Source organism: Nocardia sp. NPDC059154, from assembly GCF_042755705.1.
Lineage (GTDB): Bacteria > Actinomycetota > Actinomycetes > Mycobacteriales > Mycobacteriaceae > Nocardia.
Genome location: NZ_JBHZCS010000017.1, coordinates 102,372 through 124,625 on the forward strand (window position 1 = coordinate 102,372; position 22,254 = coordinate 124,625).

Here is a 22,254-nt window from a genome sequence, read left to right on the forward strand (position 1 = left end):
CATGTCGTACGGGGAGTCGGGGGTCGACACAGCGGAGAGTCCATTGCTGCGGGCCGGGGCCGACGCGGTCGCGCGGGGCGAGTTGTGGGAGGCGCTGCGGGTCTTCGAGCAGGCCGCGGAGACCGAAACCGGGGATCTGCGGCTGTGCGCACTCGTGGACGTGGCAGTGGTGACAGATCAGCTGGGGGAGCACGCGGCGGCGGTGGAGCGGTTTCGGGAAGCGTTGGAGGAGATGTCTTCCGACGCGCGGCGGATGTATCCGGGTGCGCTGATCGGGTTGTCGCAGGCCATGCAGCACCTCGGGGATCTGGATGGGGCGCAGGAGGCGCTCGAGCGGGCTCGGGCGGCGCTGGGTCGCGCAGATGCGCCTGGGGACCTGCGCCTGGCGTGCCTGGTGTCGTGCACGGCGATGGCGTTGCATCGGCAGCACTGGTGGCGGGCCCTCGATCTGGCGGTCGAATCCCTGGATGCGGCACGGCGTTTCGATCCCGAGCGGGTCGGGCACCCGCTCATGAACCTGGCCGCCGCCCACTTCGAGACCGGGCGCTGGGAGCTGGCACAGGATTTCGCCGGTCAGGCGCTGGCGGCCTTCGCGGCGGTGAACGACAGCGCGGGGGTGGCCGAGACCCGGCAGAACCTGGCGCTGATGTACACGCGTACCGGATCCTTCGATGAGGCCGAGCCGCTGCTCGCCGCCGCCCAGGAGCACTTCGAGGCGGCCGGTGCGGCGCATCGCGCCGGAATCGGGCTGAAGGTCATGGGATTCATCGCCGAGCACCGGGGTCGGCCGGAGGTGGCGCAGGCCCGCTATCGCGAGGCGTTGCGCCGATTCGAGGAATCACGGGCGGTCATCGACACCGCGGATGTGCGACTCCGCCTGGCCGCCACGGCATTCGCGGCCGGGCGGTTCGAGGAGGGCGAATCCGAGCTGGCCACCGCCCGCGCCATCTACGCGGTGCGCGGCCTGGGCCTGCACTGCGCGCAGCTCGACTACTGGCACGCCGGGCTGCTGGAGCCGCTCGTCGCCCAGGTGCCCGGATTGCTCGCGCGGGCAGTGGATCTCGCGGTTCCGGCGGCGCTGGCCCTGGACGCCGTCCGCTACGAGCTGCCCGACGGCGCCCAGCGCGACACCTGGAACCGTCGCATCGTGAATCCCGCGTTGCGCCTGGCCTTCCGGTACTCGTATCTGGCCGGTGATGCCCGGCTGGTCGCCGATCTCATCGAAAATCAGTGTGCGGGAACAATTGTGGATATCGACAGGCTGTCCGCGGAACCGCCCGCGCCGCTCGATCTGTTCCAGCCGTTCGAACCGCCGTCCGAGTCGGCCGCCGTTCAGGACGCGCTGCAACTCGGCACCGCGCTCGCGGCGGTGGCGGCCGGCGCGGGCCTGCCCGTCAGCCCGCCGCCACGGGTCTCCATTCCGCCGGACGGCCATATCGCCCTGTCCGCCTGGCTCGATGCCGCCGAGCAGCGCTACGGCCGTCGCGTCAGCGCCGAGCGGGTGATACCCGTATGACACCGACCGTCTGTGTCCGCATGGCCGATGCGGGCGACCTCTACCTGACCTGGCGCTGGACCGGCGAGAGCGCGCCCGGTGGCGTCGGCGTGGTGCCGGAGGACCAGGTCGCGGCGGCCGTGGCCCGGTTCGCGGCGGCCCTGCCCGCGCCCGGCGTGGCCGGTGGTCTCGAATCCGCGCTCACCACCGGTGAACTGGCCTCCTATCCGGCGGAAAACACGCTGGCCCAATACCTCTCGTCGACGTTCCTGCCCTACAACCTGGCGGTGCGGCTGCACGAGCTCTATTCGCAGGGCATCCGGCCGCACATCCGCATCCAGCCGTCGCCGCGCACCGCGCAGGTGCCGTGGGAGCTCATCGCTCCCGATCCGGAGGTGCGGCTGGTGGAGATCGCCGACGTGAGCGTGCTCGCGCCCACCGGCATCGTGCACGCGCCCGCCCGCGCGACGCGGTCGTGGGCGGAGACCCGGACGCTGCCGGTGGTCGCCATCCTGGATCCACGGGTGCCCGGCTTCCGGGCCGACTCCGCACTGGGGTCGGTGCTCGGCCGGATGGCTGCGGACGCGCCACTCGCCGCCCTGGTCGCCACGCACGCCGCCGCCGATCGGCTGAGCCCGGCCGTCGGCGATCCCCTCGCGGCGTTCCGCCGGACCGATCTGGACCGGGCCTGGCTGAGCCGCACCCTGCACGCGGGCGCGGCCCGCCTGCTGTACGTCGGTCACGTCACCGCCGCGGCCCCCGAATCCGGCCGCAGTGAATCGGCCACCCTGCACCTGTCCTGTACCGCCGCCAGTCCGGGCTGCGCACCCGCCTACCGTGACCACCGCCCGCTCTCGGCCCGCGACCTGCTGCTCGGCACACATGCGCTCACGGACGGTGCAGGCCATGACTATTCGGGCAACGGGCACGGCGCGGCGGTTCCGCGCACCGGACCCGAAATCTGGCCGATCCCGAGCCGGGTCGCCCTGATCGCCTGTGAGAGCGGCGGCGATCTCCGCTTCGCCGAGCCCCTCGGCCTGGTCGCGGCCATGCTCACCGGAGGCGCGGAAGTGGTGACGGCCGGACGTTGGCCACTGCCCACCGATCTCGCTTTCCATCGCTTCGCGGGCACGCCCACCACCACGCACCCCTTCCAGGAAGCGGTATGCGCCATCGACGCTGCCCACGAATCGCCCGATCCCGTCGCCGCTCTCAATGCGTGGCAGCGTGCGCATCTGGCCGCCTGGCGCAGCACCGGCGAGATCCAGCATTCCCCGCTGATCTGGGCCGCCTTCGCCACGGTCGACGCCCGCCGCTGAGCCACCGGAACGGCTGAGCCCCCAGAACTATCGCCCCAGGAAGTCACGGGTCACGAAAGGATAACGGCCCCACAGGCTCTCCGATGAAGCTTCACGAAAGATCGGGAGCGGAGGGCGAATGGCGCGAATCGTGACAGGCATCGTGGTGGCGGCGCTGGCGGCCGCCCTGGCATTGATCGCGGGGCCGATCGGCCGCGCCGAGCCGGATGGCCTGCGGCACTGCGAGGTCAGCGCGGGCCGGCAGCCCGAGACCGCGACACCCGAAGAGGTGGGACTGGATTCGGCCGCGCTGCGGCAGGCGGTGGACTTCGCCTCCGACCCGACCCGATTCACCGTGCAGGTATTCCGCAACAACTGCCTGATCGGCGGTGGGCCCACCAATCAACGCGCGGGCGGCGTCGCGTGGAATCTGTGGAGCGGCACCAAGAGCGTGGTGTCCCTGGTCGCGGGGATCGCCGTGGACGAACACAAACTGCGCGTGGACGATCCGATCGACCTCTACCTGCCCGCCGGGCTCGGCGATGCCGGACATCGCGCGATCACCGTGCGCAGCCTGCTGACCGAGACCTCCGGGATGGAGGTCGCCATTGCCTCCGAGGGCGTCACCGGGCTGGCCCGGCTCGACCCGAACGTGGTGGCGCAGGCGCTGGCCATGCCGATCGAGCATGCGCAGGGCGAGACCTGGCAGTACAGTCAGCGGGCCGTGGACCTGCTGGTCTATGTCATCCAGCAGGCCGTGGGCGAGGACTTCCAGGCGTACGCGCAGCGGAATCTGTTCGGCCCGTTGGGTATCGAGAAGTCCGACTATCTCTGGGCGCGGGACCGCAGCGGCAACACCTACGGGCACGCTCACCTGGTGCTGCCGCCCGACGACTACGCCAAACTCGGCCTGCTGCTGGTGAATCGCGGCAATTGGCATGGCCGGCAGCTGATCTCCACCGGCTACCTGGCCGCGGCCACGACGCCGAACGATGTCAATCCCTGCTACGGCTTCCTGATCACCGTCAACGGCCCGGATTGCGAGGACCTGTTCCCCGGACTGCCCAAGGACGCCATCCAGATGGCCGGGATGATGCGCCAGGACAACTTCATCGTCCCCAGCCTGGGCCTGCTGGTCAGCTGGACCGGTGTCACGGTTCCCGGTGGCGCGGTGAGCTTTCCGCACGACGTGCTGCGTGGGCTCACCACCGCGTTCCGGACCCCGAGCCTGCCCGATCCGGGTCCGTACGTACCGCGGCCGGACACCAGCCTCACCGACCCGATGTTCATGAACCCGGACGCCACGCTGTCCGCGCTGGGTCTCGGCCCGATGGCCTACCCGGGCTGCGGCATTCTGGAATGCCTCGGCAAGCCGCTGTATCCGCCGTTCGGCGACTGGCCGCCGGGCTGCTTCATCCTCGGCTGCGTGGGGACCGACCCGGCGACCCCCGGCATCCGCTGACCGAACGCTACTGCGGCTGACCGCAGTTGGCGCAGAAGGCCGCCCCGACCTGCACCTGATGGGCGCAACCCCGGCAATTCGATTGCAGGGACAGGGCGGTGCCGCAGGTGGAGCAGAACTTGCCGCCCGTGGTGTGCGCGCCGCAGGTCGGGCAGGACACCCGGGCCGGGGTGGCCACATCGTGCTGGGACGCCCAGTCCTGCTGATAGGCGGCCTCGCGGATCTGCGAGCCGCGGGCCTCGGCCTGCGCCTGGGCAATCTGGTGCGCCACCTGCGGCGAGCAATTGGTGCACTGACCGACCTGCTCGTTCCAGCACACCTGGTGGCAGACCCAGCGGCCGCAGCCGCCGCACAGCCGGAAGTCGTCGCGCACCTGCTCGACCGCGCGCGCGAACGCCTTGTCCTTGGTGCTGGAGGAGGAGCCGCCCCAGTGGTTCGAGTAGCTCTCCGCGGCGTTGGAGATCTTGTCGATGGCGCGCACCTGGTCGCCGAAGAGATCGCGCAGCACACGCAGCGCACCCCGGCCGCGGGAGAAGTAGTTCTGTTCGAACGGCGACTTGTAAGCGGTGCTGCAGCGATCACAGCGGAACTCCCACTGGAATCCGTCGTCGTTGGATTCGTCGTGGTAGTAGCTGGTGAAGACGACCGGACCGGTCATGGTCGAGTTATTCCTTTGCGGCTGAGCGGAACTCTGTGAACGGACGCGCCCGGAGCCCCCCGGACCGTGTTTCGTCAGGTTCTTATCGTATGACTCGCTTCGCCCGCAACACATCCCACGAATCCCCCGCGGCCGGGGCGGGGACGGTGGCGGGGTGGGGGGGTTCGTGTGTTGGAGGTATTGATTCCTCCCCGGCCCGAAGGTGGGGATTCCTGACTCAGGCTGCCCGGCCGCACTGCGTACGGTCGGGTCTTCCGCCCTCGACATCAGCAGGGTTGAAACCAGCCCTGGCGAGAATTATCAGCGCGGAGTTCTTGTCCCTGGGGGCCTCGAAACCGCACACCGTGCACGAATAGATGCGTTGCGACAGCGGCAGCTTGGTTCTCGCTCCGCAGTTGCTGCAATCGGTTGTTGTGTTCGCTGGGGGCACGAGCCTCACATCACGCCCGTGTTTACGGCTGATCTCGATCAACGCGTCCTTGGTGGCGCCGATCGCGGCGTCGGCGGCCTTGCGCGCCATCGCGGATGCAGCGAGGAACTTGGGGCGGAAGTCCTCGACCGCGATCTGGTCGAAGTCACGCACAATGGTTTTTGCCCACTTGCGCGCGGTGTCTCGGCGTTGCCGGGCGACCTTTGCCTGCGCCTTCGCCGTCTTCTGTTTCGCATTCCGGTACCGCTTCGACGCCGTTGTGCCCTTTGCTGGGCGGCGGCGAGCCATCATCCGCTGATAGCGGGCGAGGTTCGCGGCAGCTTTCTTCCCGTATTCAGGGTGCGGTAGGTCGTGCTGGTCGCTGGTGGTGGTGCCGGTTTCCCTGACACCCCAGTCGATCCCGATGCTCGCGCCGGTCGCCGGTAACGGCTCGACGCTGGTTTCTACGACAAACGAGGCGTACCAGTGGCCGATGCTGTCGCGGTAGACGCGCACTGAGGACGGTTCGGAGGGCAATCCGCGCGACCACACCACGGACACGACCACGCCGCCCGCGAGGTACAGGTTCCCGTCATGGATTCGGAACCCACGTTTGGTGTAGTTCAGTGTCGGGTCAGCGACGTCACGCTTCTTGAACCGTGGCATCCCGGTGCGTTGCCGCATCGGCAGCTGGTTCTTGATGTCTTTCAACGCTTTCGCGCGGGCCTTGGCGAAGTCACGGATGATCTGCTGCTGCGGCACTGACGCACCATCGCGTAGCCACTGATGTTCGGCGCGCCAGCCCGTCAACATCTTGTCCAAAGTGGCCGGGCCGCACGACACTCCGGCCTTGTGCGCGGCACGGGATTCGGCGACGCACTGGTTCCACACCCACCGGCAACGACCCCACTCCGCGTTCAAGCAACCCTCCGCGACCACGGAGACACGCAGCCGGTACGTATACCTGGCCGTTCGACCCCCGCGATCGCTCACCCGCCAACCATAGCGTGTTGGTTCATGGTCACCTGGTGTTCACCGGCATTCACCTGAAATGCTGCTGCTGCCTATGCATTTCGAGGACTTTTGGTTTGCTGACCGGCAGGGTCCTCCTGTGATCGGGTTCCTATCTCGCCGGATCGGTTCGGCGCGTCGTTGTCGGTGGTGGTTGGTACATCGCACGGAACCTCACTCGCTTACGCCGATGAGCACAGAACAGTTGAACTGGTCGCTGGTGACAGACCCGGATCGAACCGGTGGAACTGACTCCGGTTAATGTCGGGAGCGATAGTTCGTTCGCTCGTCTGTTGGAGGTATGGAGATGGCAGGGATTCCCGCGGTACCGACCTCGCTGCTGGTGGCCGGAGGGCTCACCGGTGGCTTCGCCCTCGCTCAGGCCACCAAGAAGCGTCAGCTCGGTGGCGCAGTGTTCGCGGCGGGCACGGCGGCCGCCTTCCCGCGCTGGCGCAAGACGGTCGGCACCGGTGGTGCGGCCGCGCTGACCGGGCTCGCCGTCGGCGCGATGGGCGCCTCGCACCCGCTCGCCAAGAAGATCGGCGCCTGGCCGTCGGTCGCGGTCGTGTCCGGTGTGGTCGCGGTGGCCGCGTGGGCCACGGTGGACCGTCGCGCCTGATTCATCCGCCGGTTCTCCGGCGTGTTTCGGACCGTAAGGTTCGAGGGCGTGCCGGGGGACCGGAAGCGCAATACCGTGGAGTATGCGCACTTTCGTTCATCTGCTGCTGTTCGCCGCCGCCATCGCGGTGGCGGTCGGGGTTTTCGGTCCGCTGGTCGGCACGGTCGACGCGCGGAATGTCCAGTTCTCCGACCTGCGGAGCGGATTCGCTTCGGGCCGGTCACTGGACCAGATCGGGGCGCGGTCAGGGTCCTTCACGACCTCCCTGGCCATCGGGCTGCTCGGAGTGGCGGCCGTGGTGCTGGTGGCCGCGCTGTTCGGATCGCGGATCCTGGGCTGGATCGGCGTCCTCGTCGGCCTGGCCGGGCTCGGCGTGCTGACCTGGCGGCTCGACCAGCGCTTCGATCACGAGCTGCGCACCGACTATCGGCATCTGCTCAGCGGGACCTGGGGGTTGTACCTGGTCGGCGGCGGGCTGGTGCTGTCGCTACTGCTCCTGCTGATCCCCCGCGAGCGCCGTTTGCCGCCGCCGCCCGGACCGGGCTTCTGATCTCGTAATCCACTGTCGGCCTTCACTGTTCGATCAACTACCGAACCACCACGTAACCCGGCGTCGTATCTAGGGCGAACGAGGAGGTTCATTCAATGCACACCAACAACGCCCTGATCGCCGTCCGGAAACCGCTGACCTGCCTGGTCGCGGCCGGAGCCCTGTTCGCCACCGCCGCCGGCATCGCCGCGGCCGAACCGCCGGGCTCGACGATCTCGGGCGGCTCCGGGGCCGGATCCACCACCCCGGGCACATCCCACCACACCGTCATCACCTACTCGACCGACCCCGACGGCTACTCCTACCAGTACGAATACGTCGACCCCGCCCCACAATCCGCCGCCCCCGACCCGGCTACCGCGAACCGGCTCAGCACCGGCGGTTCGGACCACACCTGGATGCCCGTCGCCCGCCCCGATGGCACTGGCTGGACGGTGTGCACCCGATATTCCACGGTCTGCAGATAATTCCCCCGCAGTCGAAAATCCTGACTCGCCCTCGGTGAGATCGCTCCGAACCGCTACTCTCGCAGTGAATTCCGAAACTCACCGGCCGAGTAGCCGGATCAATTTGCGCAGCTGCGCACTGTAATACTCTTCGAATTCCGGTGAGCCGGGCTGCTTTCCGGTCGCCTGCAAGGCTGTCTCGGGAAGCATGACAGGTGCCAGGATCATGCCCATCAGGGCCATTCTGATGAAGGCGGGGTCGATCCCGGGGGAGATCTCGCCGCGTTCCTGGGCTCGGGTCAGGTTCTCCAGATCGGCGTCGACAGTGGCCGATCCGTCCAAATAGTCGGTGGCGGAACCACTTCCGGTAAGGCCGCGCCGCACCAGCAGGCGGGCCGGGCGGGGATCGGCCAGTACGAGCGCGTCGGCGCCCTCACCTGCCTGCTGGGTGCTCCCGCCATGACGGCGGCCATGCGGGATCTGACTCCCTCCCAAATCATCGACGCCACACCGCAACTCACCGTCATGCAGCGTGTCGGCGGCTCGATCGGCACCGCCGCCTTCGTCGTGATCCTGCAACGGCACCTGCCTGGCGGGATCGGCCGGCCTGGCCACGGGGACGCCTTCGCGGTGACCTTCGGCTGGGTGTTTACGGGCTCCGCCCTCGCCCTCCTGCCGACCGGGCTGTTGGCGGTGCTGGAGCGTCGATCGCGTAAGCGCCCGGCGGTCAGCGCCGGGGCGAGTTGATCGGCGATGCGGTCCCGGTACAGCTGGTTCGGCAGACGTGCGGGCTGGTCATCGGCGGGCGTCCAGCCAGTGCGCCAGGGTGTCCAGGGCCGACTGGTCGATGGGCTGGAAGTTGTCGTGCAGGACATCGGTGGTGAGGCCGAGGGAGTGGCCGAGGCCGGGGAAGAGATGGAGGGTGTGGTCGCGGTTGCCGGCGGCCTCCAGGGCGGCGTCGAGGCTGGACGAACCCGCAGGAGGGACGTTGGCGTCGTCCACCCCCTGCAGGATGAGCACGGGCGCAGTCAGTTTCGGGGCCTGTTCGATGACGCTGGGGAGGGCGCGGGCCGGGTCGTAGATGTCGTAGATGCCGCCGGGGCGCATCGCGGACTCCAGGTAGAACTGGTAGACGGGGCGAAACTCGAGGTCCACGTCGAGCTTGCCGTCTCGGTTGAGATCCCAGGTCGGGCGGACGGTGAAGTCTCCGGCATCGGCGTTCACGCAGGCGAAGCGGAGCGCGAGCTTGGCCATCAGGCCGCCGTCGCCGTGAAAGGCGCGGTCGAGTTCGTCGGGCCCGAGCAGGCCGTTCAAGGCGAACCGTGAGAGGTACGGCGCGTAGACCTGCTCGCCCTGATAGCCGAAGGTCACGCGCCAGGGGAGTGCCACCGGGCCCTGGAAGATGGTTCCGGCCAATTCCGGATGGGTCGTCGCCAGGGCGGCCGCGACAGTACTGCCCTCGCTCCAGCCGTAGACGAAGACACGGTGCGGGTCGACGTGTGAATCCTGCTCGGCGGCGCGCAGAACCTGATCGGCGTCGTCCCGCATGTCGTTCAGGTCGAGTTTGGTCCAGTAGTCGGCATTGTCGACATCGCCGGGGCCGCGCACATAGCGCTTGTTGTAGCGCATGACGGCGTACCCGCGGCTGGTCAGGTCGTCCGCGATATCGAGAAAGATATGGGAGCCGGACGGTTGGTCGGCGTTGAGATCCTCGGGGCCCGACCCCGGAATCAGCACCACCACAGGCGCATTGCGCGCCCCCGCAGGAAAGTCGAGCTCACCCGAGCCGGTGAAATCTCCGAACTGGAAGGTGAAGGACTCGCGTTCGACCGTGGGCTCCGCCGCGGCCACGCCGCCGGTACCCACGACCAGCGCGATCGCCACCAGTGCCACTGCCCCGCGGATCCCCATGAGCGGCAATCTAACCGCCGGTGCGCGATGCGGCAATCCGATTCAGCGGTCGAGGTCGTGTAGGCGGGAGGTGAGGAAGTCTGCTTCGACCTTGTTCTCGGCGAGCAGCAGTGCCTCCTGGTAGGCGAGGCGGGCCTCGTCGGATCTGCCGAGGCGGGTGAGGAATTCGGCGCGGGCGGCGGGGAGGTAGTGGTAGGCGGTGAGCTGGGGTTCGGTGGCCAGGCGGTCGAGTTCGTCCAGGCCGCGCTGCGGGCCGTGGGCGTGGCCGAGGGCGACGGCGCGATTGAGGGCGACGACGGGGGAGGGCCAGACGGCGATGAGATGGTCGTAGAGACCGGCGATCTCGTGCCAGTCGGTGGCGTCGAAGGCGGGTGCCTCGGCGTGGACGGCGGCAATGGCCGCCATGAGCGGGAAGCGGCCCGGCGCGCGGCCGCGTAATGATCTGCGCACCAAGGCTATTCCCTCGGAGATGGCGCGGCGGTCCCAGTGGGCGCGGTCCTGCTCGGCCAGCGGCAGGAAGCGTCCGGTCTCGTCGGTGCGGGTGCCGCGGCGGGCGTCGGTGAGCAGCAGCAGCGCGTACAGGCCCGCCACATCCGGGTCGTTGGGCAGCAGCAGGCGCAGCATGCGGGCCAGGTCGAGGGCGCGCTCCACCAGTTCGGGGCGGACCAGTTCGGCGCCGGCCGGGGCGGTGTGGCCGGTGGTGAACAGCAGGTGCAGCACGGTCAGCACCGCGTCGACGCGGTCGGGCAGTTCCTCGTCGGACGGGAGGCGGTAGGGGATGTGCGCCTCGGCGATCTTCTTCTTGGCCCGCGTGATACGCGCCGCCATGGTCGGTTCCGCGACCAGGAAGGCGCGCGCGATCTCCGTAGTGGACAGACCACACAGCAGGCGCAGGGTCAGCGCCACCCGCGCCTCCATCGACAGGGCCGGGTGGCAGCAGATGAAGATGAGCCGCAGCCGATCGTCGGCCACCGAGTCCGGGGCGGCCGGGTCGGGCACGGGATCCTCCACCAGCAGTGGAATCGAGCGCTCGAACGCGATGTCGCGGCGCAGGGCGTCCAGGGCGCGCCGCCTGGCCACCGTGGTCAGCCAGGCGCCGGGGCGATCCGGGATCCCCGACTCCGGCCAGGCCTGCAGGGCCTGCGTGAACGCCTCCTGTACAGCCTCTTCGGCGAGATCGATATCGCGGGTCACCCGCACGGTCGCCGCCAGCACGAAGCCCCACTCGCGCCGGTGCGCGTCGGCGACCGCGGCGGCCACCTCCGGCGTCGTCACGGCTCGTCGTGCGGGTGGATCGGCCGGACCTCGACACACCCGAACGGCGACGGTACGTCCACGGCGATCCGGATGGCCTCGTCCAGATCGGCCGCCTCGACCAGGTAGTAGCCGCCCAGAACCTCTTTGGTCTCGGCGAACACCCCGTCGGTGATGACCGTGCGGCCGTGCTCGTCGTGCCGGACCGTGGTCGCGGTCGAGGTGGGGCGCAGGCGGTTACCGCCGCGCAGCCGGTCGGCGTGCGCGGCCATGAACTCGAGGTGCTCGTTCAGGGTGCGCTGCCGCACGGCCGGATCCGCGGCCAGCCAGGTCTGTTCGTCCTGGTGGATCAGCAGCAGGTACTCGGGCATGTCACTGCTCCCTTCGCTGGGGTGGATCGCACGGCTCCGTTGCCGTGTCACTGCTGACGTCGTTGTCATTCGAAACGTCGTTCGGGATGGCGGCGAAATCGACACGGTCGCGAAAAAGATTCTCGACCAGATTGTCGATTCCCGGCCGGAGCCGCGCGACGGATTCACGAGTCGGCCGACCGGGCCGTCCACCCGACAGGAGAAACGACAATGTCCACCTACATCCTCGCCTTCCGCAACGACCCCAAACGCGCAGCCACGCCCGAGCAGGAGCAGCTGTGGGCCGACTGGTTCGCCGAGATCGGCGAGCGCGTCACCGATTTCGGTAATCGCGTGGGCCAGACCGTCATGCTGGGCGATAACCCCGCCGCGCCCGACCGGCTCTCCGGCTATGTCGCCGTCGAGGCCGACGACCTGGACTCGGCGGTGAAACTCGCCTCCGGCTGCCCGGGCCTGACCTATGGCGGCCGCGTGGAGGTCGGCGAACCCGTCCCCATGTCCTGACGCCCGAGTGTCCGGGCCCGCACCCCACCGGGCCCGGTGCCCGCCCTGACGGCTCGTTACTGCCGGATCCCTGCCAATTACCCCTATGGGGTATATGGTCGAGGGCGGTGAGAGCGAGTCGGCTGAGGAGTGCGAGATGGATCGGCAGAGCGACCAGCGGACCACGGTCCTGGACATCCGGGGCCTGCACTGGGCCAGCCAGCAGAACGTGGTGAAGTCGGTCCTCGGCCGCCGGCCGGGCGTCCTCGCCGTCGACCCCAACCCCGTCTCGCAAACCGCCACCGTCACCTTCGACCCCGCCCACACCTCCGTCGCCGACCTCCGCACCTGGATCCAGGAATGCGGCCTGTACTGCGCTGGCCAATCGGTTCCCAACCACGTCTGCGACCCCATGGCCGAGCCCGTCGCCCCGGCGCCTACCGCTATGGACCATGCAGCGCATGCGGGGATGGATCATGCCGCGATGGGGCACGGTGCACATGCCGGGCATGCGGGGATGTCCATGGAGGACATGGCCGCTGACATGCGGAACCGGTTCGTGGTGGCCGCCGTGTTCTCGGTGCTGGTGATGCTGTGGTCGCCGATGGCCACCGACATGTTCGGGTGGCATCTGCCGGTGCCGTTCGGAATGCGTTCGGACATCTGGGAATTGATTCTCAGCCTGCCGGTGATCTTCTACTCCTCGACCATTTTCTTCACCGGGGCGTGGGCGGCGCTGAAGGCGCGCACGCTGGACATGATGGTGCTGGTCGCGGTCGGCATCGGGGCGGGATGGCTGTACTCCCTTGGCATTACGCTGACCGGCGGCGGCGAGGTCTTCTACGAGGCCTCGACCATGCTGGCCACCTTCGTGCTGCTCGGCCACTGGTTCGAGATGCGGGCGCGGGGCGGTGCCAACGACGCGATTCGCACGCTGCTGGATCTGGCGCCGCCGCAGGCGGTGGTGATCCGGGACGGGCAGGAAATCGAAATCCCCACGGCCGAGGTGAAAGTCGGCGATCTGCTGCTGGTGCGCCCGGGCTCGAAGATCGCGGTGGACGGGCTGGTGGAGGACGGGACCAGCGAGGTCGACGAGTCCATGGTGACCGGCGAGAGCCTGCCGGTGCACAAGGAGCCGGGCTCGGCGGTCATCGGCGCGACCCTCAACGAGAACGGCACGCTGCGGGTGCGCGCCACCAAGGTGGGCGCGGACACCGCGCTGGCGCAGATCGTGAATCTGGTGCAGCAGGCCCAGAATTCGAAGGCCCCGGGCCAGCGACTGGCCGACCGGGCCGCCTTCTGGCTGGTGCTGGTCGCCTTGATCGGCGGTGTGCTGACCCTGGCGGTGTGGCTGCTGGCGGGGGCCACCTTCGCCAAGGCCATGCTGTTCGCCATCACGGTCGTGGTCATCACCTGCCCCGACGCCCTCGGCCTGGCCACCCCGACCGCCATCATGGTCGGCACCGGCCTGGGCGCGAAACGCGGTGTGCTGTTCAAGAACGCGATGGCACTGGAGAGTTCGGCCCGCATCCGGACCGTGGTGATGGACAAGACCGGCACCCTCACCAAGGGCGAGCCGGAGGTCACCGAAATCGTCACCGGCCCCGGGCTTTCCGAGGCCGACCTGCTACCCCTGCTGGCCGCCGTCGAACGCGAGTCCGAGCACCCGCTGGCCGACGCCGTGGTGCGCTATGCCAAGGAACACGGCCCCACCGACGCCCGCGCGGTGGACTTCGAGAACGTCCCCGGTCACGGCGCGATCGCCACCGTGGACGGCCGCCGCGTGGTCATCGGCAATCGCCGCCTGCTCGACCGCGAGGGCGTCGACCTGGGCGAGCTGGCCGCAGCCCGCGACCGGGTGGCAGGCGCGGGCCGGACCGCGGTGCTGGCCGCCGTCGACGGCGAGCCCGCCGCGGTCATCGGCATTGCCGACGCGCCCCGCGAGAGCTCCGCCGCAGCCGTTGCGGACCTGCACGACATGGGCGTCGAAGTGGTGATGCTGACCGGCGACAACCGGGCGACGGCCGAACGCATCGCCGCCGAACTCGGCATCGACACCGTCATCGCCGAGGTGCTGCCCGGCGACAAGGCCGCCAAGATCATCGAATTGCAGTCCGCCGGACGGAAGATCGGCATGGTCGGCGACGGCGTCAACGACGCCCCCGCCCTGGCCCAGGCCGATCTCGGCATCGCCATCGGCGCGGGCACCGACGTCGCCATCGAGACCGCCGATGTGGTCCTCATGCGCTCCGATCCGCTGGACGTCCCCACCGCGCTGCGCATCGGCCGCGGCACGCTGCGCAAGATGCACCAGAACCTGGCCTGGGCGGTCGGCTACAACAGCCTGGCCCTGCCCATCGCAGCCGGCGTCTTCGAGCCCGCCTTCGGCTTCACGCTGCGACCGGAGATCGCCGCGATGTCCATGTCGGGGTCCAGCATCATCGTGGCCCTGAACGCCCTGTCCCTGAAGCGTTTGCGCCTGCCCGAACGGGACTGAGCCGCACCGGTACCGCTGTGCGCTGGGTTACACCTCGGCCGAGGGGTGAGTGGATTCATGATGCTGGGAGTTAGCTGCCGCTAATACAGTGGAACTGCACCATGTTCCCGGCCCGAAAGACTTGAAACATGCCCATCGTCAACCTCGGTTCCGCCGCCATCGACCTGGCCAGCACCGTCACCGGAATCGCCGCCAACATCACCTACCTCCTGAAGGCGTGGGGCCTGGCCTGATTCGCCCCACAACGCACGAAACCGCCTCCTCGGAGGCGGTTTTCGCGTATGCGGGCAGGGTTATGCGGGGTGGCCGCGGTGCTCGGCCCATTCGCGGGACAGGATGGACATGACGGTCGCGTCGATCCACTCGTCGCCGTAGCGCAGGGATTCGCGCAGGACGCCCTCGGGACGGAAGCCGGCCTTCTCGTAGGCGCGGCGGGCGCGCGGGTTGAAGGCATAGACCTCCAGGGAGATTCGGTGCAGGCCGAGCTTCTCGAACCCGTACCCGACGATCAGCCGCGTCGCCTCGGTGCCCAGCCCGAGGCCCTGGCCATCGGGGCCGATCAGGATGCGGAAGTTGCAGCTGCCATTGCCGGGATCCCACCGATTGAGGACGGCCTCCCCGACGCAGCGGCCGGTCGCGATGTCGACAATGGCCAAATCGAGACGGTCCGGCTGGGTTTCGCGCGTGGCGTACCAGTCGCGCAAGCGCTCGTGCTCGGCCGGATCCTCCGGCACGGGCTCGGTGGACTCCGCGTGGACGCTGCCGGTCAGCCTGCGGACGTCGGGATCGCGCAGGGCCGCGAGGATGGCGTCGAGGTCTTCGGGGATGAACGGCCGCAGGAGAACTTTCGCGCCGGTCAGGGTGGGCTTGATCGAAAAGTCGGCGGATTCGAACACCGGTGAATTATCGCGCCGAGATCAATAGAGTCGGCGAATGGCCAGTTCACCCTCGGGGACGTCGCCGGCCACGCTCGCCGACGTCCTGCCGTCCGTCGCCGCGTCCTTCGGGCTCGACCAGCGCAATCCGCTGGCCCTCGTGCCCAACCGGGATGTGGTGGTGCTGCTGATCGACGGCCTCGGCGCGGAACTCCTCGCCCGCCACGCCGACAGCGCGCCCACCCTGGCCGCGCACGTCCGCACCACCCTCACCGCGGGCTTCCCCGCCACCACCGCGACCAGTCTCGCCAGCCTCGCTCTCGGTGCGCCCTGCGCGACACACGGCATCATCGGCTACAGCTTCGCCCTGCCCGTCGGCGACCGTCTCCGCCTGCTGAATGCGCTGCGCTGGAGTCTCGACAGCGCGACCGGCGAGGACGCCCGCGACGCGTACCCGCCGGAGTCGGTGCAGCAGCGCACCAGCCGCCTGGAGGACCTCGCCGCCCACGGCGTCGAGCTGCACTACGTGATCCCCGCCTACCAGCGCACCTCCGGTCTGACCCGGGCCGCCTTCCGCGCGCCGGGCACCCTGCACCCGGCCACCACCCTCGACGAGCTGCGCGCCGGAATCCTCGCTGTCGCACGGCATTCCGGCACGAACTCCCGCTTCGCCTACGCCTATTTCCCCGATCTCGATGCCAACGGTCACCTGTACGGACCCGAATCGCCACAGTGGCTGGCCGTGCTCCGCGATATCGACGCCTGCCTCGCCGGCCTGTTCGCCGAGCTCCCCTCCACCTGCACGGTGCTGATCACCGGCGATCACGGAATGATCCACGTGGACACCGTCATCGATCTGGACGCGCGGCCCGCGCTGCATCGCGATGTCCGGCTGATCGGCGGCGAGGCGCGGGTCCGCCACATCTACCTCGACCGCCCCGAAGCCCTGGCCGACGCCCACTCCGCGTGGACCGCCGAACTGTCCACGCACGCAACGGTCGTGACCCGCGAGCAGGCGCTCGACGAGCACTGGTTCGGCCCGACCCCGCCCACACCAGTGATCGCCTCCCGCATCGGCGATCTCATCGCCGTCGCCGAGGGTGCCGCGGTCCTGGTCCGCCCCGCCCTCGAGCCCCTGGAGTCCGCCCTCGTGGGCCACCACGGCGCCCGCACCTCGGCCGAGCAACTCGTCCCCCTCATCACCACACCCTGATTTCGAGTGGGTGCGGCGCTCGCTGCAGCGCTCAGGTGCGCAGTAGTGCGGTCTGGACCTTGCGCAGGCGGTCCACATCACCGCGGAAGCCGGCCACGGCGTCGTTGTAGAGGAACGCCTCCCACAGCCGGACCAGGGCGTAGGCCAGGGTGTCGCGCTCGATGGGAGGCTGGTAGCCCTCGGATTCGGCGCGCTCGATGAACCGCTCCACCAGGGCCACCGCGGTCTGGTGCACGATTCCGTCACCGCGGGTGATCAGGCGCAGGGCCGCGGTCGATTCATTGTCGAAATACGAACGCAGCGCGTCGTTCTCGACCAGCAGATCGATGGTCCGGTTGAGTGCCGCGGTGAGCCGATCACCGCCCGCCCCGCGGGAGCGGCGATCGGCATGGGCCACGACCCGCTCCAGCTGCCGCGCCACGGCCGCGCCCAGCAGGCCGTCCCGGGACCCGAACCAGCGGTAGATGCTCGCGCGGCCCACCCCCAGCTGGGCGGCAATGGCATTGACGTCCACCCGTTTTCCGCTCAGGAACACGGCGATGGCGGCTTCGAGCACATCGTCCCGGCTGGCCGAGGCGGGCCGGCCCGGTGCTCTGGTTCCCTCCGCGCGTGTCACGCGGACAGCTTAGGGGCCAGGTATGCCGACAAGGTGCGGGCGGTGGCCACCCGCCCCAGGGTGAGGGCCTGCTGGAGCACCCCGGGATCGCGGTCGATGCGCCCGATATCGGGTGCGCTGTGCGGCGGGCGGATCTGCAGCACGGCCGGATCGGAGTCGAAGTCCCGCTCGTCGCTGTGGTGTCGCTGGACCCGATCGAGCCACGGTCCGACCGTTCCCGGCGCGTGCCGGGACAGGAAGCGGGCCACTACTCGGGATTCCAGACCCGAAGGGGGATGCATGGTTTCGCCGGCGCGGCGGGTGCGCAGCACCAGGACGCGGGTCGCGCCCTGCGTCAATGCCGTTCGCACCGGGACGGATTCGGAGAGCCCGGCATCGACATACCGGCGCGCGCCGATCGGCACCGGCCGCCCGGCCAGGATCGGCAGGCAGGTCGAGGCCCGCAGCGCCGTCTGCACCGAGCGCACATCGCTGAGCTCCGGATGCAGATCGACGGCCGCGCCGGTGTCGGCGTCGGTGGCGATGGGGTGGAAGGTGATCGAATTGGCCAGGATCGCAGGGAAATCCATGGGCACGATGCGCTCGTACACGGTGTGCACCAGGTATTCGGTATCGACCACGCGGCCGCCGCGCAGGGCCCGGGCCGGATTGATCACGCGGTTGATCACCTCGGGATTCCAGGCCCGCCGCGAGTCCACCGCGCGCCCGCACAGCAGCCAGGCGGCGTTCAACGCGCCCGCCGACGCCCCGTACACCGCGTCGAAGCAGGGCAGGATGCCCAATTCCTCGATGGCCATGGCCATGCCGTGCGAGTACGCGCCGCGCGAGGAGCCGCCCTCGATGACGAGGGCCAGCCGATGCGAGTCCGTGCGCTGCCCGGGCGCGCTGCCCTCGCGATGCCGGTGGGCGATGAGCTCGCCGACGCCGAGTGTGCGGTCGTGGTCGGGCACGGATGGCTCCCTTGGCTGTCGGTGGTGTGCGCGGCCGTTCGAGTATACGACCCTATTTGAGACACTGGTGACTCTGTGTATCATATCCGGCGATGGCGTGGGTAGCCATGAAACTGGAGGTCAACGCATGCAACTAGCGCTCACCGACGACGAGCTCGCCTTCCGCGACGAGCTGCGCGCGTTCTATCGGAGCGAGATCCCGGCCGACATCCGCAACCGGCAGCGGCACGGGCAGGAACTGAGCAAGGACGACATCGTCACCACCCAGCGCATCCTCAACGCGCACGGGCTGGCCACCCCGAACTGGCCGGTGGAATGGGGCGGCAAGGACTGGACCCCCATCCAGCGCCACCTCTGGCACGACGAGATGCAGCTGGCCTCGGTGCCCGAACCGCTGACCTTCAACACCAATATGATCGGCCCGGTCATCGCGCACTTCGGTGCTCAGGAGCTCAAGGAACGCTTCCTGCCGGCCACCGCCAACCTCGACATCTGGTGGTGCCAGGGCTTTTCCGAGCCCGAGGCGGGCTCCGACCTGGCCGGGCTGCGCACGGTCGCGGTCCGCGACGGCGACAGCTACGTGATCAACGGCCAGAAGACCTGGACCACCGCCGCCCAGTCCGCCGACTGGATGTTCTGCCTGGCGCGCACCAACCCGGACGCGCCCAAGAAGCAGGCCGGCATCTCCATGCTGCTGTTCCCGCTCGACACCCCCGGCGTGACCGTGCGGCCGATCAAGCTCATCGACGGCGGCCACGAGGTCAACGAGGTGTTCCTGGAGAACGTCCGGGTGCCCGCGAATCAGCTGGTCGGCGAGGAGAACCAGGGCTGGACCTACGCCAAGTTCCTGCTCGGCAACGAGCGCACCGGCATCGCCGCGGTCGGTCAGACCAAGGTGAAGCTGTGGCTGGCCAAGGAGCACGCCAAGCAGACCCGCCTGGGCGAGAAGACCCTGCTCGAGGATCAGCTCTTCGCGACCCGCCTCGCCGAGCTCGAAAACGAGCTGCTGGCACTGGAACTGGTGCAGCTGCGGGTGGCCGCGGGCTCGGCCGACGGCAAGCCCAACCCGGTCTCCTCGATTCTCAAGCTGCGCGGCACCGAACTCCAGCAGGCCGTCACCGAGCTGCTGGTCGACATCGCCGGACCGGATTCCGTTGCGCGCGAGGATGAGTCGGATCCCGACTGGGCCCGCCGTAGCACCGCCACCTACCTGAACTACCGCAAGACATCGATCTACGGAGGATCCAACGAGGTGCAGCGCGGCATCATCGCCTCGACGATCCTCGGACTGTGAGGCAGCACCATGGATTTCGATCTCACCCCCGAACAGGACATGCTGCGCGACACCGTGCGTGACGTGCTGTCCCGCGGCTACACCCCCGAGCGCCGCAACGACATCGTCGGCACCGAACTCGGCTGGGATACCGAGATATGGGCCACCTTCGCCGAAATCGGCCTGCTCGGACTGACTTTCGCCGAGGAGGACGGCGGCATGGGCGCCGGGCCCATCGAGGCCATGCTGGTCATGACCGAGATCGGCCGCGCTCTGGCCCCCGAACCCGTGCTGGACTGCGCGCTGCTGCCGGGCGGGCTCATCTCCGCCGTCGGCGCCGACGCACAGCGCAAGGACCTGCTGCCGCGCATCGCCGAGGGGGAGCTCAAGCTCGCCTTCGCGCACGGCGAGCCGGGGCTGCGCTGGCCCGCCACCGACACCGGCACCCAGGCGGTGCGGCAGTCGGACGGCTGGCGGATCACCGGCCGCAAACACCCGGTCTCCCACGGTGATTGCGCCGATCTGCTCATCGTGAGCGCGGCGCTCGACGCCGGTATCGGGCTGTTCCTCGTCGATCCCGCCGATCCGGGCGTGCGGCGCACCCCCTACGCCACCCACGACGGGCTGCGCGGCGCGGACATCGCATTCGACGGCGCGGTGGCCGAGCCGCTCGGCGAGCCGGTCGATGCCGCCGCAGCCATCCAGGCCGCCCTGGCCGGGGCGCAGGCCGCGCTGTGCGCCGAGGCCATCGGCGCGATGGAGGAGTCCCTGCGGCTCACCGCGGAATACCTGAAGACGCGCAAGCAGTTCGGGGTGCCGCTGCGCACCTTCCAGACCCTGACCCAGCGCGCCGCCGACATGTACGTGTCGCTGGAGCTGGCCCGCGGCATGAGCATGTACGCGTCCATGTCGCTGGCCGACGGCATCATCGATCCGGTCGTCGCCTCCCGCGCCAAACTGCGGATCGGGCGCTCCGCCCGGCACATCGGGCAGGAGGCCATCCAGATGCACGGCGGCATCGGCATGACCGACGAATACCCCGTCGGCCACTACACCGCCCGGCTCACCGCCATCGAGCACACCCTCGGTGACTCCACCGACCACCTGCGCTACCTCGGCGGGTACGTGGCCGACTACCAGATGGTCGAAATCTGATGCACATTCGCGGCGCGGTCCTGGAGGAGATCGGACGTGCGCGGCCCTACGCGCAAACGCGGCCGATCAGCGTGTGCCCGCTCGAACTCGGCGATCCCGGGCCCACCGAGGTGCTGGTCGCCATCGAGGCGGCCGGGCTGTGCCACTCGGATCTGAGTGTGGTGGACGGCAATCGGCCCCGCCCGCTGCCCATGCTGCTCGGCCACGAGGCCGCGGGCACCGTGCTGGCGGTCGGCGAGCGGGTCGCCGATCTGCTCATCGGACAGCGAGTGGTCATGTCCTTCCTGCCGCGCTGCGAAGAGTGCGACGCGTGCGCGCGGGGCGGGCAGCTGCCCTGCACCGCGGGCACCCGCGCCAATACCGCCGGTGAACTGCTGCACCATGCCGGGCACCTGTCGCGCGGCGGCGACCGGGTGCGGCACCACCTGGGCGTCTCCGGCTTCGCCACACACGCCGTGGTGGACCGGGCCTCCCTGGTGCCGGTCGGCAACTCGGTGCCGCCGGAGATCGCGGCACTGTTCGGGTGCGCGGTGCTGACCGGCGGCGGGGCGGTACTGAACGTGGCCGATCCGCGTCCGCAGGACAGTCTCATGGTGGTCGGGCTCGGCGGCGTAGGGATGGCCGCCCTGCTGACCGCGAAAGCCATTGGCGTGGAACGGCTCATCGCGGTGGATCGGCTGGCGGACAAACTCGCCATGGCGAAGGAGCTCGGGGCCACCGAGACGTACATGCCGGAGCAGATCGCCGACCAGGGGATCCGGGCGCGGTACGTGGTGGAGTGCGCCGGGCATCCGGCCGCATTCGAAACCGCCTATACGGCAACCGAACCCGGCGGCATGACCATCACGGTCGGCCTGCCCGGGCCGAATTCGACAGTCACCCTGCCGCCGCTGAGCATCACCGCCGAAGCCCGCACCATTGTCGGCAGCTACCTGGGTTCCGCGGTGCCGGCCCGGGATATTCCACGCTACGAACAGATGTGGCGGGAAGGGCGGCTGCCGGTCGAGAAACTGATCACCTCTCGAATCGGGCTCGAGGAGATCAATGAAGCGTTGGATCTCCTGGCCGATGGAGCAGCGGTTCGCCAGATCATCGTGTTCGACCATTCCTGAATCGAGAATGGCTGCACCGCAGTGAAAGACAGCGAAGACCCGGCGAGCCAACCTCTCGCCGGGTCTTCGCCCGGTTCCGACGTCGAATGTCAGTTGGTCCGAGTCACCGCCGGCGGATTCCAGCTGCCGTCGACGATCTTCTGATCGGGCCAATAGGTGCGCAGCATCAGGTTGAAATCACCCGACGCGGGGGCCGGAAGCCAGTTGGATTCCTTTTCCGGGCCCGGGTTCTCGCGCTGAACATAGATGTCGACCGACCCATCCGAGCTCTCGGTCAGGCGTTCGCCGCGCACCGCGTAGCGGTTCAACGGGTTGTCGACGAAGAAGCCACGCTGGTCGTACATGGTCAGCGACCAGAAGCCCTTGACCGGTGGTATCCGGTCGGCGGCGAAGTGCAGAACATAGGTGTTGTCCGCATTCAACTGGGTCTTCTTGTCGTCGACGCTGCTGGACGGGTAGATCGCGTCCTGGGGCAGATTGGCGCCCAGACCTGCGTAGGCGATCATGGCGCGGGTGGCGTAATCGGTGCCGTAGTCACCGATATCGCTGCGCGTGATCTTCCAGCCGTCCGCTGGGCGCGGACGAGGGCGACGTCG

22 protein-coding genes are annotated in these 22,254 nt (G+C 69.1%); 12 read left to right on the plus strand and 10 right to left on the minus strand.

The window, feature by feature from the left end; genetic code table 11:
- Nucleotide 1 precedes the first annotated feature (1 nt).
- From ACFXN1_RS17035 to ACFXN1_RS17045, 3 genes are all read left to right on the plus strand, one after another.
- Nucleotides 2-1,516 (plus strand): tetratricopeptide repeat protein, encoded by a 1,515-nt coding sequence (locus ACFXN1_RS17035; protein ID WP_379437600.1) that lies wholly within the window; start codon nucleotides 2-4, stop codon nucleotides 1,514-1,516.
- Nucleotides 1,513-2,814 carry a hypothetical protein gene (locus ACFXN1_RS17040; protein ID WP_379399348.1) on the plus strand — a complete coding sequence of 434 codons (1,302 nt, stop codon included), beginning with the start codon at nucleotides 1,513-1,515 and terminating at the stop codon, nucleotides 2,812-2,814. Before ACFXN1_RS17035 ends, ACFXN1_RS17040 begins: the two co-directional genes overlap by 4 nt.
- Before the next feature lie 118 nt (nucleotides 2,815-2,932).
- Complete coding sequence (locus ACFXN1_RS17045) at nucleotides 2,933-4,255, plus strand: serine hydrolase domain-containing protein (protein WP_379437598.1); 1,323 nt, start codon at nucleotides 2,933-2,935, stop codon at nucleotides 4,253-4,255.
- Nucleotides 4,256-4,262: 7 nt separating this feature from the next.
- Here the strand turns inward: ACFXN1_RS17045 and ACFXN1_RS17050 are convergent, their stop codons facing one another.
- Together ACFXN1_RS17050 and ACFXN1_RS17055 are read right to left on the minus strand one after the other, a co-directional pair.
- Nucleotides 4,263-4,913 carry a zinc ribbon domain-containing protein gene (locus ACFXN1_RS17050; protein WP_379399346.1) on the minus strand — a complete coding sequence of 217 codons (651 nt, stop codon included), beginning with the start codon at nucleotides 4,911-4,913 and terminating at the stop codon, nucleotides 4,263-4,265.
- A gap of 217 nt (nucleotides 4,914-5,130) precedes the next feature.
- A complete protein-coding gene (locus ACFXN1_RS17055) occupies nucleotides 5,131-6,315 on the minus strand; it encodes an RNA-guided endonuclease InsQ/TnpB family protein (RefSeq protein ID WP_379399345.1) in 1,185 nt (394 codons plus the stop codon).
- Between the two features lie 325 nt (nucleotides 6,316-6,640).
- Between ACFXN1_RS17055 and ACFXN1_RS17060 the strand changes: the two genes are divergently transcribed.
- The 3 genes from ACFXN1_RS17060 to ACFXN1_RS17070 all read left to right on the plus strand — a co-directional run bounded on the left by ACFXN1_RS17060 (nucleotide 6,641) and on the right by ACFXN1_RS17070 (nucleotide 7,969).
- A complete protein-coding gene (locus ACFXN1_RS17060; RefSeq protein ID WP_379437597.1) occupies nucleotides 6,641-6,952 on the plus strand; it encodes a hypothetical protein in 312 nt (103 codons plus the stop codon).
- 82 nt (nucleotides 6,953-7,034) lie between these two features.
- Nucleotides 7,035-7,502 carry a hypothetical protein gene (locus ACFXN1_RS17065; RefSeq protein WP_379437596.1) on the plus strand — a complete coding sequence of 156 codons (468 nt, stop codon included), beginning with the start codon at nucleotides 7,035-7,037 and terminating at the stop codon, nucleotides 7,500-7,502.
- A 95-nt stretch (nucleotides 7,503-7,597) separates the two neighbouring features.
- Entirely contained in the window at nucleotides 7,598-7,969 is a 372-nt protein-coding gene (locus tag ACFXN1_RS17070) for a hypothetical protein (protein WP_379437594.1), read from the plus strand.
- 78 nt (nucleotides 7,970-8,047) lie between these two features.
- On the opposite strand, the gene ACFXN1_RS17075 is transcribed toward ACFXN1_RS17070, so the two are convergent.
- From ACFXN1_RS17075 to ACFXN1_RS17090, 4 genes are all read right to left on the minus strand, one after another.
- Complete coding sequence (locus ACFXN1_RS17075; protein ID WP_379437592.1) at nucleotides 8,048-8,563, minus strand: hypothetical protein; 516 nt, start codon at nucleotides 8,561-8,563, stop codon at nucleotides 8,048-8,050.
- A 180-nt stretch (nucleotides 8,564-8,743) separates the two neighbouring features.
- Nucleotides 8,744-9,859 (minus strand): alpha/beta hydrolase family protein, encoded by a 1,116-nt coding sequence (locus tag ACFXN1_RS17080; RefSeq protein ID WP_379437591.1) that lies wholly within the window; start codon nucleotides 9,857-9,859, stop codon nucleotides 8,744-8,746.
- A 42-nt stretch (nucleotides 9,860-9,901) separates the two neighbouring features.
- Nucleotides 9,902-11,134, minus strand: a complete 1,233-nt coding sequence (locus ACFXN1_RS17085) for an RNA polymerase sigma factor (protein WP_379437589.1) — start codon at nucleotides 11,132-11,134, stop codon at nucleotides 9,902-9,904.
- Nucleotides 11,131-11,484, minus strand: a complete 354-nt coding sequence (locus ACFXN1_RS17090) for a YciI family protein (protein ID WP_354835538.1) — start codon at nucleotides 11,482-11,484, stop codon at nucleotides 11,131-11,133. The genes ACFXN1_RS17085 and ACFXN1_RS17090 overlap by 4 nt, the downstream gene beginning before the upstream one ends.
- A gap of 210 nt (nucleotides 11,485-11,694) precedes the next feature.
- Between ACFXN1_RS17090 and ACFXN1_RS17095 the strand changes: the two genes are divergently transcribed.
- Nucleotides 11,695-11,988 carry a hypothetical protein gene (locus tag ACFXN1_RS17095; RefSeq protein WP_379437588.1) on the plus strand — a complete coding sequence of 98 codons (294 nt, stop codon included), beginning with the start codon at nucleotides 11,695-11,697 and terminating at the stop codon, nucleotides 11,986-11,988.
- Between the two features lie 136 nt (nucleotides 11,989-12,124).
- A complete protein-coding gene (locus ACFXN1_RS17100; RefSeq protein WP_379437586.1) occupies nucleotides 12,125-14,464 on the plus strand; it encodes a heavy metal translocating P-type ATPase in 2,340 nt (779 codons plus the stop codon).
- 293 nt (nucleotides 14,465-14,757) lie between these two features.
- Here ACFXN1_RS17100 and ACFXN1_RS17105 read toward each other — a convergent pair whose 3' ends face one another.
- A complete protein-coding gene (locus ACFXN1_RS17105) occupies nucleotides 14,758-15,360 on the minus strand; it encodes a GNAT family N-acetyltransferase (RefSeq protein ID WP_379437585.1) in 603 nt (200 codons plus the stop codon).
- Between the two features lie 37 nt (nucleotides 15,361-15,397).
- Here ACFXN1_RS17105 and ACFXN1_RS17110 point away from each other — a divergent pair, with 37 nt between their 5' ends.
- Nucleotides 15,398-16,552, plus strand: coding sequence for an alkaline phosphatase family protein (locus ACFXN1_RS17110; protein ID WP_379437583.1), 1,155 nt, complete (start codon nucleotides 15,398-15,400; stop codon nucleotides 16,550-16,552).
- A 31-nt stretch (nucleotides 16,553-16,583) separates the two neighbouring features.
- On the opposite strand, the gene ACFXN1_RS17115 is transcribed toward ACFXN1_RS17110, so the two are convergent.
- Both ACFXN1_RS17115 and ACFXN1_RS17120 read right to left on the minus strand, forming a co-directional pair.
- Nucleotides 16,584-17,168 (minus strand): QsdR family transcriptional regulator, encoded by a 585-nt coding sequence (locus tag ACFXN1_RS17115; RefSeq protein WP_379437582.1) that lies wholly within the window; start codon nucleotides 17,166-17,168, stop codon nucleotides 16,584-16,586.
- On the minus strand, nucleotides 17,165-18,118 hold the full coding sequence (locus ACFXN1_RS17120) for a patatin family protein (protein WP_379437580.1): 954 nt from the start codon (nucleotides 18,116-18,118) through the stop codon (nucleotides 17,165-17,167). Before ACFXN1_RS17120 ends, ACFXN1_RS17115 begins: the two co-directional genes overlap by 4 nt.
- A gap of 127 nt (nucleotides 18,119-18,245) precedes the next feature.
- Between ACFXN1_RS17120 and ACFXN1_RS17125 the strand changes: the two genes are divergently transcribed.
- The 3 genes from ACFXN1_RS17125 to ACFXN1_RS17135 are packed head-to-tail and all read left to right on the plus strand — an operon-like array spanning nucleotide 18,246 to nucleotide 21,658.
- Entirely contained in the window at nucleotides 18,246-19,412 is a 1,167-nt protein-coding gene (locus ACFXN1_RS17125; protein ID WP_357004228.1) for an acyl-CoA dehydrogenase family protein, read from the plus strand.
- Nucleotides 19,413-19,421: 9 nt separating this feature from the next.
- On the plus strand, nucleotides 19,422-20,546 hold the full coding sequence (locus tag ACFXN1_RS17130) for an acyl-CoA dehydrogenase family protein (protein WP_379437578.1): 1,125 nt from the start codon (nucleotides 19,422-19,424) through the stop codon (nucleotides 20,544-20,546).
- Nucleotides 20,546-21,658 carry a zinc-binding dehydrogenase gene (locus ACFXN1_RS17135; RefSeq protein WP_379437576.1) on the plus strand — a complete coding sequence of 371 codons (1,113 nt, stop codon included), beginning with the start codon at nucleotides 20,546-20,548 and terminating at the stop codon, nucleotides 21,656-21,658. The genes ACFXN1_RS17130 and ACFXN1_RS17135 overlap by 1 nt, the downstream gene beginning before the upstream one ends.
- Nucleotides 21,659-21,747: 89 nt before the next feature.
- On the opposite strand, the gene ACFXN1_RS17140 is transcribed toward ACFXN1_RS17135, so the two are convergent.
- Nucleotides 21,748-22,164 (minus strand): DUF1214 domain-containing protein, encoded by a 417-nt coding sequence (locus ACFXN1_RS17140; RefSeq protein ID WP_379441283.1) that lies wholly within the window; start codon nucleotides 22,162-22,164, stop codon nucleotides 21,748-21,750.
- Nucleotides 22,165-22,254: the final 90 nt, after the last annotated feature.

Bases quoted from the DNA above. Each gene is read 5' to 3' on its own strand.
- ACFXN1_RS17040 (WP_379399348.1), top strand. From the start codon at position 1,513: ATGACACCGACCGTCTGTGTCCGCATGGCCGATGCGGGCGACCTCTAC.
- ACFXN1_RS17035 (WP_379437600.1), top strand. From the start codon at position 2: ATGTCGTACGGGGAGTCGGGGGTCGACACAGCGGAGAGTCCATTGCTG.
- ACFXN1_RS17065 (WP_379437596.1), top strand. From the start codon at position 7,035: ATGCGCACTTTCGTTCATCTGCTGCTGTTCGCCGCCGCCATCGCGGTG.
- ACFXN1_RS17100 (WP_379437586.1), top strand. From the start codon at position 12,125: ATGGATCGGCAGAGCGACCAGCGGACCACGGTCCTGGACATCCGGGGC.
- ACFXN1_RS17060 (WP_379437597.1), top strand. From the start codon at position 6,641: ATGGCAGGGATTCCCGCGGTACCGACCTCGCTGCTGGTGGCCGGAGGG.
- ACFXN1_RS17045 (WP_379437598.1), top strand. From the start codon at position 2,933: ATGGCGCGAATCGTGACAGGCATCGTGGTGGCGGCGCTGGCGGCCGCC.
- ACFXN1_RS17110 (WP_379437583.1), top strand. From the start codon at position 15,398: ATGGCCAGTTCACCCTCGGGGACGTCGCCGGCCACGCTCGCCGACGTC.
- ACFXN1_RS17090 (WP_354835538.1), bottom strand. From the start codon at position 11,484: ATGCCCGAGTACCTGCTGCTGATCCACCAGGACGAACAGACCTGGCTG.
- ACFXN1_RS17130 (WP_379437578.1), top strand. From the start codon at position 19,422: ATGGATTTCGATCTCACCCCCGAACAGGACATGCTGCGCGACACCGTG.
- ACFXN1_RS17095 (WP_379437588.1), top strand. From the start codon at position 11,695: ATGTCCACCTACATCCTCGCCTTCCGCAACGACCCCAAACGCGCAGCC.
- ACFXN1_RS17070 (WP_379437594.1), top strand. From the start codon at position 7,598: ATGCACACCAACAACGCCCTGATCGCCGTCCGGAAACCGCTGACCTGC.
- ACFXN1_RS17140 (WP_379441283.1), bottom strand. From the start codon at position 22,164: ATGATCGCCTACGCAGGTCTGGGCGCCAATCTGCCCCAGGACGCGATC.
- ACFXN1_RS17135 (WP_379437576.1), top strand. From the start codon at position 20,546: ATGCACATTCGCGGCGCGGTCCTGGAGGAGATCGGACGTGCGCGGCCC.
- ACFXN1_RS17125 (WP_357004228.1), top strand. From the start codon at position 18,246: ATGCAACTAGCGCTCACCGACGACGAGCTCGCCTTCCGCGACGAGCTG.
- ACFXN1_RS17080 (WP_379437591.1), bottom strand. From the start codon at position 9,859: ATGGGGATCCGCGGGGCAGTGGCACTGGTGGCGATCGCGCTGGTCGTG.
- ACFXN1_RS17050 (WP_379399346.1), bottom strand. From the start codon at position 4,913: ATGACCGGTCCGGTCGTCTTCACCAGCTACTACCACGACGAATCCAAC.